10 protein-coding genes are annotated in these 12,224 nt (G+C 62.8%); 3 read left to right on the top strand and 7 right to left on the bottom strand.

Annotated features, from left to right (window positions below):
* Window positions 1–92: 92 nt before the first annotated feature.
* Complete coding sequence (locus SINAR_RS0109765) at window positions 93–767, bottom strand: DUF2161 domain-containing phosphodiesterase (RefSeq protein ID WP_027998929.1); 675 nt, start codon at window positions 765–767, stop codon at window positions 93–95.
* Between the two features lie 107 nt (window positions 768–874).
* Complete coding sequence (locus SINAR_RS0109760) at window positions 875–1,342, bottom strand: group III truncated hemoglobin (RefSeq protein WP_027998928.1); 468 nt, start codon at window positions 1,340–1,342, stop codon at window positions 875–877.
* A 435-nt stretch (window positions 1,343–1,777) separates the two neighbouring features.
* On the opposite strand from SINAR_RS0109760, the gene SINAR_RS0109755 reads away from it, so the two are divergent.
* The 3 genes from SINAR_RS0109755 to SINAR_RS0109745 all read left to right on the top strand — a co-directional run bounded on the left by SINAR_RS0109755 (window position 1,778) and on the right by SINAR_RS0109745 (window position 4,461).
* Entirely contained in the window at window positions 1,778–2,218 is a 441-nt protein-coding gene (locus SINAR_RS0109755) for a potassium channel family protein (protein ID WP_027998927.1), read from the top strand.
* Between the two features lie 247 nt (window positions 2,219–2,465).
* On the top strand, window positions 2,466–3,797 hold the full coding sequence (locus tag SINAR_RS0109750; protein WP_209439301.1) for a TrkH family potassium uptake protein: 1,332 nt from the start codon (window positions 2,466–2,468) through the stop codon (window positions 3,795–3,797).
* Complete coding sequence (locus SINAR_RS0109745) at window positions 3,790–4,461, top strand: potassium channel family protein (RefSeq protein ID WP_027998925.1); 672 nt, start codon at window positions 3,790–3,792, stop codon at window positions 4,459–4,461. The genes SINAR_RS0109750 and SINAR_RS0109745 overlap by 8 nt, the downstream gene beginning before the upstream one ends.
* Window positions 4,462–4,481: 20 nt before the next feature.
* Here SINAR_RS0109745 and SINAR_RS0109740 read toward each other — a convergent pair whose 3' ends face one another.
* Genes SINAR_RS0109740 through kdpA form a run of 5 tightly spaced genes read right to left on the bottom strand, consistent with a single transcriptional unit; the run spans window position 4,482 to window position 12,221 of the window.
* Window positions 4,482–5,174 carry a response regulator gene (locus tag SINAR_RS0109740; protein WP_027998924.1) on the bottom strand — a complete coding sequence of 231 codons (693 nt, stop codon included), beginning with the start codon at window positions 5,172–5,174 and terminating at the stop codon, window positions 4,482–4,484.
* Entirely contained in the window at window positions 5,171–7,867 is a 2,697-nt protein-coding gene (locus SINAR_RS0109735; RefSeq protein ID WP_027998923.1) for a DUF4118 domain-containing protein, read from the bottom strand. The genes SINAR_RS0109740 and SINAR_RS0109735 overlap by 4 nt, the downstream gene beginning before the upstream one ends.
* Window positions 7,868–7,885: 18 nt before the next feature.
* Window positions 7,886–8,455, bottom strand: coding sequence for a potassium-transporting ATPase subunit KdpC (gene kdpC, locus SINAR_RS0109730; RefSeq protein WP_027998922.1), 570 nt, complete (start codon window positions 8,453–8,455; stop codon window positions 7,886–7,888).
* A 2-nt stretch (window positions 8,456–8,457) separates the two neighbouring features.
* Window positions 8,458–10,500: a potassium-transporting ATPase subunit KdpB gene (gene kdpB / locus SINAR_RS0109725; protein ID WP_027998921.1), complete on the bottom strand. Its 2,043-nt coding sequence runs from the start codon at window positions 10,498–10,500 to the stop codon at window positions 8,458–8,460.
* Between the two features lie 11 nt (window positions 10,501–10,511).
* Window positions 10,512–12,221 carry a potassium-transporting ATPase subunit KdpA gene (gene kdpA / locus SINAR_RS0109720; protein WP_027998920.1) on the bottom strand — a complete coding sequence of 570 codons (1,710 nt, stop codon included), beginning with the start codon at window positions 12,219–12,221 and terminating at the stop codon, window positions 10,512–10,514.
* Window positions 12,222–12,224 lie beyond the last annotated feature (3 nt).

Below are 12,224 nucleotides of genomic sequence, written 5' to 3'. Positions count from 1 at the left end.
GAACTGACGAGCAAGGCCAATACTCGTCCATTCATCTCGCCCGCGGGAACGCGTGGATCGTTGTGACCTGTACCGAGGCTTCAGGGCGCTGCTCAGACGGCTATGTTTGCCTGCATGTCCTGCTGCGGCCATCGCTGAAGTGCTTCGCGTCCAGCTTCCGTCAAGCCGTAGACGCCTCTGTCGAGCCGTTCAAACCAGCCATAGACATTCGCAAGCAAAATCTTGCCGGCATCCGGTATGCTGGATCTGATTTCACGCACGCGCAGCGGGCCTGATGCCAGCGCTGCGGCACAGCCGAGCGCCTGCTGGCGGTACGCGGTCATGACAGGCGCGCGTGTGCTGCCGCCTACTGCCGGATCGCCGCGTCGGCTCCGGTGTTCACGCGTGAGCCTCGAGCGCCGTTTCGGATTGGTTCGCGGCATGGGCGATACGGAACCGACGATAACGCTGACGTCGCCGGCATCGGAAACGCCCAGCATCCCGACCCCAAGCCTGCGACAGAGATCGCGGTAGCGTTTGTCGGCCTCGCGACCTTTGCCCTTGGCCGAGACTCGCGCCGCGATCCAGACCTCGTCTGCGACAGCTGCGCGATCGACGGCCTGCAGTATGAGCTCCAGATTGAAGCTGAGTTTCAGCTCGCAGATGACGACCACAGGCGGATCGTCATCGCTCAAGCCGACGAGATCGCAGCCGCCGACTTCGCCCTTGACGACATAACCTGCCTTTTCGAGAAAGCCTTTGATGGGCAGATAAAGCGCAGTTTCCATATGCCTGCAGGTTTAAGCGACGAATCGTTCCAAGGGATACATCACCCTATCCGTAAAGCACAGAACGGGAATATATCGGCTGTGCGAAAGATCCGCTTTGCGACAACTCAGGAACGCTTCAGCGCCGGGTCGTCGAGGGCCGGATTGTAGAAGAGCGAGAGTGTCAGGCTTCGCGCGATGCGCTCGGCCGTTGCCATGAACCAGGCTTTCGCTTCTGTATTCGGTGCAATGTCGTCAAGCGTCGCAGCAAAGAGCGCCAGCCATTTTGGGAAAAGCTCCGGAGACATGTTGGCGACGCCGAGATGTGCCTGCACCGGCTTTCCGCCGTAGGCGCCGTTGCGGAAGGCAACGGCGGACCAGAAACTTTTCATCCTCTCCATGTGCTCCGGCCAGCGGCCCGAAAGCCTTGCGTCGAATACGGGCCCAAGCTCCGGATGCGCCAGCACACGCGCATAAAATGTATCGACCAACGCACCGATGAACGCTTCATCGATTCCCATCGCTTTCATCTCCGCTTCTGCCCGTTCGCGCATAGCGGCGGTTTGCGCGGCTTGACCCTGCAGTTCGTCGTTCATGCCTCACCCAATTCGGCCGCATCTGCGGCCCCACGTTACATAGGCGTTGCGAAGGCAGGCGCCAAATGCGCAACCGCGGTATGCGGCAATCTGTCCGGTAGGGCAGGCTCCCGCCGGCGTAGCCTCGCGCCTGCAGGGAGTAGAGGACGAGCCTTGCGGACTCGCGTGGCTTGAAATGCGGAGGCTTCGATCACTCGCCGGGTCGCCGGGGTTTCTGCCGGCCTCTTCGCGCGGCTGCATTGGGTCATCAGCACGATGGCGCCGGCCGGAACGTCGCCCATTCAACATCGTCGGACCGCCAGCGCGTCCGGAGTATCCGACGCTCCCAATCCGCAACATGTCTTGCTATGGTGCTTGAACCGGCTTCCTCCAGTAGAGTTGGTGCGTGCAGTTGAACGCCGGTCATACTGCGGCAAGCACAGGCGAGGTCGAGAATTGCCAGGAATTGTTTTGGTCTGCCTGCTCTCCGCCGCACTCATCGTCGTGACAAGCGCCATTCATTTTGAAATCATGACCGGCGTCGCGATCCTGCGTCGGCGCAAGGTGCTTTCAAAACGACCCGAAATGGTGGTCTTTCTCGGGTCAGCCTTTATGGCCCATCTCTTCGGCGTCGGCCTTTACGCTCTCGCATTCGCCTGGATGCATTATCATCCCGAATTCGGCTCCCTGGAAGGACTGGCAGGAACAAGCGCCGCAGACTTCTTCTATTTCTCGCTGACCTGTTACAGTACGATGGGATTCGGCGACGTCTACGCGACAGGCGACATGCGAATTCTCGCCGGTCTGGAGGGGCTGAATGGGCTCGTCCTGATTGCCTGGTCGGCGTCCTTTACCTTCATTGCCGTAGAGCGCATCTGGCGCGACGACCACAAGTAGAAACCACAGGCACAACGAATAATGGCGTTTTACCCTGGGGACCTCTGTGCTGTGCGGCCGGTCCGCAATTCCGGAGGGGAAGTGCCGCGTATTTTTTCCTGGACCTGTTCCAGGCTGCGCAGAACTCAGTTCGTTGTGTTGCCGCGAATTGACGAAGGGCGGCGACTTCGTCAGGGTTGTGCCAACTGCGCGGCCGGTCGTTTACGGCAGACGGCTTTGATCTGCCGATCTAATGAAAAGGTGGGATTTGCCACAATCGATCCAACACCCTGCACGGCTCGTGCCGACGGCGTTCCTTGTTGCCATCCTCGTAGGCACAACACTGCTCATGCTGCCGATCTCGCGCGCGGGGCCAGGGGGAGCTCCGCTGCTTGCCGCATTGTTTACAGCCACCTCTGCAGTCTGCGTTACCGGGCTTATCGTTCAGGACACGCCGACCTATTGGTCGGGCTTCGGCCAGGGCGTGATCCTCGTGCTGTTCCAGGTCGGTGGTTTCGGCATCATGACCGGGGCAACGCTTCTTGGCCTCCTCGTTACCCGCAGACTGAAACTGAGCAGCCGCCTCATCGCGCAAGCGGAAACCAAGAGCCTCAGTCTGGGCGATGTCGCGGGTGTCCTTCGCCTCATCTTTCTCGTAACCATAGCAGTCGAACTGGTCACGACAGCCGCGCTCGCCTGGCGTCTGCGCTACGGCCATGACTATGTCTGGAGCGACGCCTTGTGGCAGGGCTTTTTTCATGCGGTCTCGGCGTTCAACAATGCAGGCTTTTCAACATATTCGGACAGCTTGATCGGTTTTGCACTCGATCCGCTTATTCTCGCTCCGATCATGGCTGCCGTCGTTATCGGCGGTCTCGGTTTCCCGGTACTCTTCGAACTTCGCCAGACGGTGCGGCATCCGGCACGCTGGTCCGTTCACACCAAGATTACCCTTCTTGGGACAGCTCTTCTGCTCGTTGCCGGACTCGCGGCGACGGCCGCCTACGAATGGAACAATCCGAAGACATTGGGCGCGTTCGAATGGCCGGGGAAGCTGCTGAACGCCGCGAGCCATTCGGTCATGGCGCGCACTGCCGGCTTTAACAGCATCGACATTGGAGAGATGCGCATCGAAACCCTGGCGGTCACTTATGCTCTGATGTTCATCGGCGGTGGCAGTGCCGGCACCGCCGGCGGCATAAAGGTCACGACATTCTTCCTTCTTGGATTCGTCGTCTGGGCGGAAATCCGGGGCCAGCGCGATTCCACCGCGTTTCGGCGCCGTATCGGCACTCACGCCCAGCGCCAGGCACTGGCAATCGTATTGCTGTCCGTCGGGGCTGTCGCAGGAGGCGTGCTCATGCTCCTCAGCGTCACGAGCCTCCCGCTTGAGGATGTCATGTTTGAGGTCATTTCGGCATTCGGAACCGTTGGCCTGTCCACGGGGATCACCGGGGGCCTGCCTCCCGCCGCACAACTGGTCATCATCGCCTTGATGTTCATCGGGCGCGTCGGCACGATCACAATTGCAAGCGCACTCGCGCTGCAAGAACGCAATGTACTCTTCCGATATCCAGAGGAGCGCCCAATCGTTGGCTAAGAACAGCATCGTCCGCAGCGACGGCGTCGTCGTTATAGGTCTCGGCCGCTTCGGCAGCGCCGTTGCCCAATCCTTGATTCATCTTGGCTACGACGTTCTGGCCATCGATGAAAACGCGGAGCTCGTTCAGAACTGGGCGACGCGGCTGACCCACGTAGTGGAGGCAGACAGCAGCAATGCCGATTCTCTGCGTCGCCTCGGCGTTCAGGACTTTCCTCACGCCGTCGTCGGAATTGGTACGGATATCGAAGCCAGCGTGCTTACGGTTCTGGCACTTTCCGAGCTCGGGGTGCCCGACATCTGGGCAAAAGCCATCAACCCCAATCACGGCCGCATTCTGGAGCGGACCGGCGCGCACCATGTCGTCTATCCCGAGGCGGCCATGGGCGAGCGCGTCGCCCATCTCGTCACCGGCAAGATGATCGACTTCATCGAATTCGATGACGGCTTTGCCATTGTCAAAACACCGGCGCCGAACGAAGCCGTCGGAAAGACGTTGGCGGAATCCGGTCTTCGCAGCAAGTACGGGGTTACCATCGTCGGCGTCAAACGGCGAAAGTTGGACTTTACCTATGCCACACCGGAAACAACGGTCGAGAGAGGTGATCTGCTGATCGTGTCAGGGCCGACGAAACTGGTGGAGAAGTTCGCGGCCCTTACCTGAGGCCCGACTGGACGAGCGCCTCAGTCCTCGTCGCCGACGAAGCGGTAACCGACGCCTGGCTCGGTGCGGACGATCTTCGGATTGCCGGGATCGCGCTCGATCTTGCCACGCAGCTGACCGATGAAGACTCTCAGATAATGCAGGTCCTCACCGTGGGCGGCACCCCAGACGGAGGTGAGCAGCGTCCTGTGGGTGACCACCCGGCCTGCGTGATGCGCCAGCATGACGAGAAGGTCATATTCCTTCGGCGTCAGCCGGAGCGCCTCGCCGTCACGCGTCACGACACGCTTGACCATGTCGATCGAAAGCCCATCTGCCGACAGCTGCGCCTGCCCTCCCGCCATCTGGATGCGATGGCGCAGCGCCGCACGGATTCGCGCCGTCAGTTCGCCGATCCCGAACGGCTTCTCGATGTAGTCGTCGGCGCCGAGATCGAGGGCAGCGATCTTCTCGCTTTCACGATCACGCGCCGAAAGGATGATGATCGGAACCTGCGACCAGGCGCGGATATTGGCCACGACATCCTTGCCGTCCATGTCGGGGAGGCCGAGATCGAGGATTACGACGTCCGGCGCTGCCGTCACAGCCGCCTTCAGCGCCTGCGCGCCGTTTGCCGCCTCGATCACCTCGTAACCGGCGGCTGACAGCGCCGGGCGCAGGAAACGCTGGATCTGCGGCTCGTCGTCCACGACGAGGATGCGCTCGGCGGTCATCCGCGCTCCCTCTCTGCGATGTCGGTTTCCGCCGCGGGGAACCGCATGGAAATGCGCGTACCGCGGCGCTTCATCGCGGGGCTCTCCGCCTTGATTTGTCCGCCCATCGCCTCCACGAAACCCTTGCTGATGGAAAGGCCGAGCCCCGTGCCGAGCGAACGGCCATCCGGCTTACCTTTACGGAAGAATTTGTCGAACACGGTGTCGAGATCGGCCGGGGCGATGCCCTTGCCGAGGTCGGTTACCGAAAGCACGATCTCATCTCCATCCTGCCGCGCATAGATGCTGACGGGCTCGTCACCGCCGAACCTATTGGCGTTGTCGAGCAGATTGAAGATCACCTGCCCAAGCAGCACGCTATCGCCGCGGATCAGCGGCAAGTCGGGAGCGATGCTCGTTTCGAAGACGCGGCCGGGAAAGTATTTACGCGCACGCTCCACAGCCGAATGAACCACATCGGCGACATCGACCCAGTCGCGCTTGGCATTTACCGTTCCGGCTTCGATGCGGGTCATATCGAGCAGGTTGGCAACGAAGCGCGTGAGCCTGCCGCTCTCCTCCTCGATCGACTTCAGGAGGTCGTCCCGGCTTTCCGCGGGCATCCGCTCGCCGAGCTGGCGCAGACTGGTCACCGCTCCGGTGATTGTTGCGAGCGGCGTTCTAAGATCGTGGGATATGGAGGAAAGCAGCGCCGCGAGAAACTTCTCGCCCTCGAGCCGCGCTGCCTGGTCGAGGCTCTCGCGCGAGAGACGCGCCCTGTCGACCGCGATCGCGGTCTGATCGAGTATCGCGGCGAGCCCCCGTTCCTCGTTTATTTCCAGCGGCCTGTCTTCCTGCAGGAAGCCGAAGACGCCAACGACTCCATGCGGACTCATAAGCGGCCTGAACTGGAAGGGGCTGTTCGGCAGCGTGCCGGTACCGTTGCCGGCAGCCTCCTTTTTCTCGAAGGCCCAGCGCGCCGCCATCGTATCGGTAAGGCCGAGCTCCGTATCCGGCGGCCAGGCCGCCATCAAGCTGACCTCTCCGTCTTCCGGCAGAAGAAGCGCCGCGTTGCGCCGGAGCGTCGCCTGGATCTGGGTGACTGCGGCCCACAGCACGTCCTCGGCATTGGCGGTACCGGAAAGCTTGCGCGAAAAATCGTAAAGCGCCTGCGTCGCCGCGGCCCGCCGCCTCGCGGTCGTCGCCTGCTCGCGAACGCGGGAGGCGAGCCCCCCGGCAAGCATCGCCGCCGCAAGGAACGCGAAGAGAGCAAAAACTTCGTGCGGTTCGGCAACTGTAAAAGTGCCGACCGGTTCGATGAAGCAGAAATTATAGGCAAGAACGGAGATGAGCGCGGCCGCGATCGCGGCGACATAGCCCGCATAGGTCGCCGAGGCGAGCACGGCCAGAAGGTAGAGAAGCGAGATATTCGGCAGGACGACGAACTGCTCGATCAGCAGGCCGATTGCCGTCGCGGCTGCAGCCGTGCCGGCGGCGATGGCAACCGCCCGCCCCGCCCCTTCCGGAAGCGTGCTTCTGCGTCCGATCGCCGGTTTGACAGCCGGTACGGCCCCGTCAGTGACGAGGTGGATGGCGATACCGGCCGCCTTGGCGGCAAGTGCATCCGGCAAGGAGCGACGGAAGAGCCGGAGCGGAAATCGGTGGCGGCGCGTGCCGATGACGATTTGCGTCGCGTGTTCCCGCCTTGCGAGCTTCAGAATTTCTTCGACGAAGTCGTTGCCGATGACACGCCGCGTCTCGGCGCCCAGCTGCTCGGCGAGCCGAAAAGTCTCGTCCAGCTGCCGCATCGCTCCACCGCTCTCCGCCTCACCATCCGCACGTTCGACGGATACGACGAACCAGTCGGCGTTCAGGCCCGACGCGAGCCGGCTTGCCGTCCTCACCACCTTTTCGGACAGGGCGTCGGGACCGATGCAGACGAGGAGCCGTTCGGCGGCCCCCCAGGGTCCCTCGATCGCATTCTGCCTGAGATAGTCGACCATCTGATCGTCGACCCGGTCCGCCGTCCGGCGGAGCGCCAGTTCGCGCAGCGCCGTCAGATTGCCGAGGCGGAAGAAGCGATCGGCAGCGCGCTTGGCGCTGTCGGGCAGGTAGACCTTGCCCTCCTTCAGCCGTTCGATCAGTTCGGCCGGCGGCAGGTCCACCAGCAGGACATCGTCAGCGCGATTGAGAACCGTATCGGGGACGCGTTCGCGCACCGGCACGCCGGCAATCTGCGCAACGACGTCCGAGAGGCTTTCCAGGTGCTGAATATTGAGTGCCGTCCAGACGTCTATGCCGGCATCGACCAGTTCCTCGACATCCTGGTAGCGCTTGGGATGGCGGCTTTCACCGAAATTGGTATGGGCGAGCTCGTCGACCACGATGACGCGCGGGCGGCGCGCCAACGCCGCGTCGAGGTCGAATTCGAGAAGTGTCCGTCCGTTGTGGAGCACCTGACGGCGCGGCAAGACTTCCTGCCCCTCGAGCAGTGCTGCGGTCTCGCCACGTCCATGCGTTTCGACGAGCCCGATGACGATATCGCCTCCTTCTTCCTTGAGCCGCCGCGCACGTGTCAGCATGGCATAGGTCTTGCCGACTCCAGGCGCCGCACCAAGAAAGACGGTGAGTTTGCCTCTGCTGCCCTTCCCGGCGAGCGCCAGCAGGGCGTCCGGGTCGGGGCGGCTCTTCAGGTCGCGGTCATTGTCGGGCATGCAACGTCTCGAACTCGGTCAGCTCCTCGGCGCATCCAAGGCAAGATTCAGTTCTAGCACATTGACGCGCGGCTCGCCTACGATCCCAAACAGGCGGCCCCGCGTTGCCCCGGCGACGAGCGCTTCCACATCAGCTTCCGGAAGCCCGCGCGCTTTCGCGACCCGGGCGATCTGGACACGGGCGAACTCGGGCGAGATATGCGGGTCGAGCCCCGACCCCGAGGCCATGCCTGCGTCGGCGGGAATGGGGCCCGCCATGCCCGCTGCGCGAAGCCTTGCGATGTCGGCGAAGACACGCGCCTTCAGCGTGTCAGAGGTCGTCCCGAGATTGGAGCCGCTCGAAGCGGCGGCATTGTAAGGCTCCGGACCGGTCGCGGAAGGTCGCGGCCAGAAATATTTCTCCGAAACGAAGTTCTGGCCGATGAGTTGCGAACCGATGAGGACGCCGTCTTTGCGGACAAGGCTGCCATTGGCCTCTGCCGGCATCAGGGCCTGCGCAACGCCGGTGATCATCAACGGATAGCCAAGCCCGGTAAGGAGGGTGAATGCGAATGTCAGGACGAGTGCAGGTCGGAGTTGATTGAGCATGATCACACCAGATTGAGGTTCGAGACGGCAAGGTCGATCAGCTTGATCGCAGCGAAGGGCAGGACCAGGCCGCCGAGGCCGTAGACGAGGAGATTGCCGCGGAGCAGGGCTGCCGCGCCGACGGCGCGGTACCTGACGCCCTTCAACGCCAGCGGAATGAGCGCGACGATAATCAGCGCGTTGAAAATCACGGCCGACAGAATAGCCGACTGCGGTGACGCAAGGCCCATCACGTTGAGCACGCCGAGCGCCGGATAGGTGGTGACGAAGAGGGCCGGGATGATGGCAAAGTATTTCGCAACGTCGTTGGCGATCGAGAAGGTCGTGAGAGAGCCGCGCGTCATCAGCAATTGCTTGCCGATCTCGACGATCTCGATCAGCTTCGTCGGGCTGGAATCGAGGTCCACCATGTTGGCCGCTTCGCGGGCGGCTTGCGTGCCGGTCTGCATGGCGACGCCGACATCGGCCTGCGCGAGTGCCGGCGCATCGTTGGTGCCGTCGCCGCACATGGCAATCAGCCGGCCGCCCTTCTGCTCCCTGCGGATATAGGCGAGCTTGTCTTCCGGTGTCGCTTCGGCGAGGAAATCGTCGACGCCGGCCTCCGAGGCGATTGCCGCGGCAGTGATCGGGTTATCACCGGTCACCATTACCGTGCGGATGCCCATGGCGCGCAATTCGGAGAAGCGCTCCTTGATCCCGGGCTTGACGATATCCTTCAGGTGGATCACGCCGAGCAGTCGGCTCCCGTCAGCCACGGCGAGCGGCGTGCCCCCGGTTCGGGCGACCCTGTCGACCGCCTGCCGGAATTCGTGAGGGATCTTGCTGTCGGACAGGCCGGCAAACTTCAAAATCGAATCGACCGCACCCTTGCGCAGCCGGCGGCCGCCATGGTCGACGCCGGACAACCGGGTTTCGGCGGCGAAGGGCACGACCGCATCGATGCCGGTTTCTGGGGCCCGGCGCCCGAGATCGCCAGTGGCGAGCGCCACGATGGAGCGGCCCTCCGGGGTCTCATCGGCCAGGCTTGCGAGAAGCGCCGCATCGGCGAGTTCCTCCACGGTCACACCCGGCACGGGCAGGAAATCGCTTGCCATGCGGTTGCCGAAGGTGATCGTGCCGGTCTTGTCGAGGAGCAGCGTGTCCACGTCGCCTGCGGCCTCGACGGCGCGGCCGGAGGTGGCGATGACGTTGAAGCGCACCAGCCGGTCCATGCCGGCAATGCCGATGGCCGAAAGCAGCCCGCCGATGGTCGTCGGGATCAGCGTGACGAGAAGCGCGGACAGCACGGTCACCGAAAGCACGGTCGCCGAATAGGAAGCAAGGCCCCAGAGCGTCACCACTGCGATCAGGAAGATCAGCGTCAGACCGGAAAGCAGGATCGACAGCGCGATCTCGTTCGGCGTCTTCTGCCGCTGCGCCCCCTCGATGAGGGCGATCATGCGGTCGACGAAGGTTGAACCCGGGGCGGTCCTGATGCGGACTTTGACCCAGTCCGAAAGCACCTCGGTACCACCGGTGACAGCGGAGCGATCGCCGCCCGCTTCGCGGATGACCGGCGCCGATTCGCCAGTTATGGCGCTCTCGTTGACCGAGGCGACGCCTTCCACGACCTCGCCATCGCCCGGGATCAGTTCGCCGGCCTGGACCAGGACGAGATCTCCGACCTTCAACATGGTCGCAGGAATTTCCTCGGTCTCGCGACCCTCGGGCGCAACAAGCTTGCGGGCGCTCAACTCCGACTTGGTCCGGCGGAGGAAGTCGGCCTGCGCCTTGCCGCGACCCTCGGCAACGGCTTCAGCGAAAGTGGCGAAGAGCACGGTGAACCACAACCAGGCGGCAATCTGCCCCGAGAAGAGCGGACTGGCCCCGCCGGTTGCAATATCGAGAACGAAGAAGAAAGTGACCAACGCCGCCACGGCTTCGGTGACGAAGATCACCGGATTGCGGACCAGCTGGCGCGGATCAAGCTTGACGAAGGCGGCCTTGACTGCCGGGAGGAGTATCTTCGGGTCGAAGAGGCTTGGGGTGACGGGTTTCTTTGACATGCCTGATCCCTTCAAAAGGTCTGCCCGGAGAGCATGGCGAAATGCTCGACGATCGGGCCGAGCGCGAGCGCCGGCAGGAACTGCAGCCCGCCGAGAATGAGGATGATGCCGATCAGCAGGCCGACGAAGAGCGGCGTGTCGGTCGGGAATGTGCCCTTGGATGCCGAGGCGCGCGTCTTGGCGGCGATGGAGCCGGCAATGGCGAGCACGGGAACGGCATAGGCGAAGCGGCCGAGCAGCATCGCAAGGCCCAGCGTCGTATTGTACCAGAGCGTGTTTCCCGAAAGCCCGCCGAAGGCCGATCCGTTGTTGCCGCTGGCCGACGTATAGGCATAGAGGATTTCCGATAGTCCGTGCGGTCCTGCGGTGCCGATGCTGGCGACGGCCGAGGGCATGACGGCGGAAGCCGCCGTGAAGCCGAGGATCGAGAGCGGCAGAATAAGCACCGCGAGCATCGCGTATTTCATCTCGCGCGCTTCGATCTTCTTGCCGAGCAGTTCCGGGGTGCGGCCGACCATAAGGCCCGCGACAAAAACCGCGAGGATGGCGAAGACGATCATGCCATAGAGACCCGAGCCGACACCGCCGGGCAGGACCTCGCCGAGTTGTATGAGGAACATCGGAACGAGACCGCCAAGACCCGTGAACGAGCCGTGCATGCCGTTGACGCCGCCATCGGAAAGGCCCGTCGTGACCGTCGCGTAGAGCGCGGTCATGGCCTGGCCGAAGCGGATTTCCTTTCCTTCCATGTTGCCGAGAGCCGGATCGAGGCCGATCTGCGACAGGATCGGATTTCCCTGCGCCTCCGCCCAATAGACCACCCCGGCACCTATGACCAGGAATGTGAACGTGACAGCGATAAAGGCCCAGCCCTGCCGTCTGTTGCCGACGAGTTGCCCGAACGTGTAGAGCAGCGCCGCCGAAATCGACAGCATCGCGAAGATATTGAGATAGTTGGAAAGCGCTGTCGGGTTTTCGAAAGGATGTGCGGCATTGACGTTGAAAAAGCCGCCACCATTGGTGCCGAGCTGCTTGATCGCTTCCTGGCTGGCAACCGGCCCCAAGGCGATGGTCTGTTTCACCCCTTCGAGGGTCGTGGCTTCTACCGAAGCACGGAACGTCTGCGGCAGCCCCATTGCCACGAAGGCGACCGCCACCAGGACGGCGAGCGGCAAGAGGACGTACAGTGTCGAACGGGTGAGATCGACCCAGAAGTTGCCGATCGTCGGTACCGCGGAGCGGGCGAAGGACCGCGTAACGGCAAGGGCGATCGAAATTCCGGTGGCGGCCGAGACGAAGTTCTGCACGGTCAGCCCCATCATCTGGCTGAAATGACTGAGCGTGGTCTCGCCGCCGTAATTCTGCCAATTGGTGTTCGTGACGAAACTGACGGCAGTGTTGAAGGCGAGATCCGGCGGCACGTTGCCGAAGCCCTGCGGGTTCAACGGCAGCCATGCCTGAAGTCTCAGGATCGCGTAGAGCAGCGCAAAGCTCGCGAGGCTGAAAGCGAGCATGGAGAGCGTGTAGGAGAGCCAGCCCTGCTCCCGTGCCGGATCGACGCCGGCGGCACCATAAAGGCCACGCTCCACCGGCCCGAGAATTGGCGAAAGCACATTGCGTTCGCCTGAATTTACCCTGGCCATGTAAAGCCCCAGCGGCTTGACCACGACAAGGACGGCGAAAAAAAGGAGGCTGATCTGCAGCCATCCGGTGACAGACATGAG

Origin of the sequence: Sinorhizobium arboris LMG 14919, from assembly GCF_000427465.1 — a bacterium.
GTDB classification, from domain to species: Bacteria; Pseudomonadota; Alphaproteobacteria; order Rhizobiales; family Rhizobiaceae; genus Sinorhizobium; species Sinorhizobium arboris.
Note: the sequence above shows the minus strand (reverse complement) of the source record. Positions and strands in the feature narration are given on the sequence as shown.

What these genes read in the sequence shown, in the direction of transcription:
- SINAR_RS0109765 (WP_027998929.1), bottom strand. Translation starts at nt 767, where the DNA reads ATGGAAACTGCGCTTTATCTGCCCATCAAAGGCTTTCTCGAAAAGGCA.
- SINAR_RS0109760 (WP_027998928.1), bottom strand. Translation starts at nt 1,342, where the DNA reads ATGAACGACGAACTGCAGGGTCAAGCCGCGCAAACCGCCGCTATGCGC.
- SINAR_RS0109740 (WP_027998924.1), bottom strand. Translation starts at nt 5,174, where the DNA reads ATGACCGCCGAGCGCATCCTCGTCGTGGACGACGAGCCGCAGATCCAG.
- SINAR_RS0109735 (WP_027998923.1), bottom strand. Translation starts at nt 7,867, where the DNA reads ATGCCCGACAATGACCGCGACCTGAAGAGCCGCCCCGACCCGGACGCC.
- kdpC (WP_027998922.1), bottom strand. Translation starts at nt 8,455, where the DNA reads ATGCTCAATCAACTCCGACCTGCACTCGTCCTGACATTCGCATTCACC.
- kdpB (WP_027998921.1), bottom strand. Translation starts at nt 10,500, where the DNA reads ATGTCAAAGAAACCCGTCACCCCAAGCCTCTTCGACCCGAAGATACTC.
- kdpA (WP_027998920.1), bottom strand. Translation starts at nt 12,221, where the DNA reads ATGTCTGTCACCGGATGGCTGCAGATCAGCCTCCTTTTTTTCGCCGTC.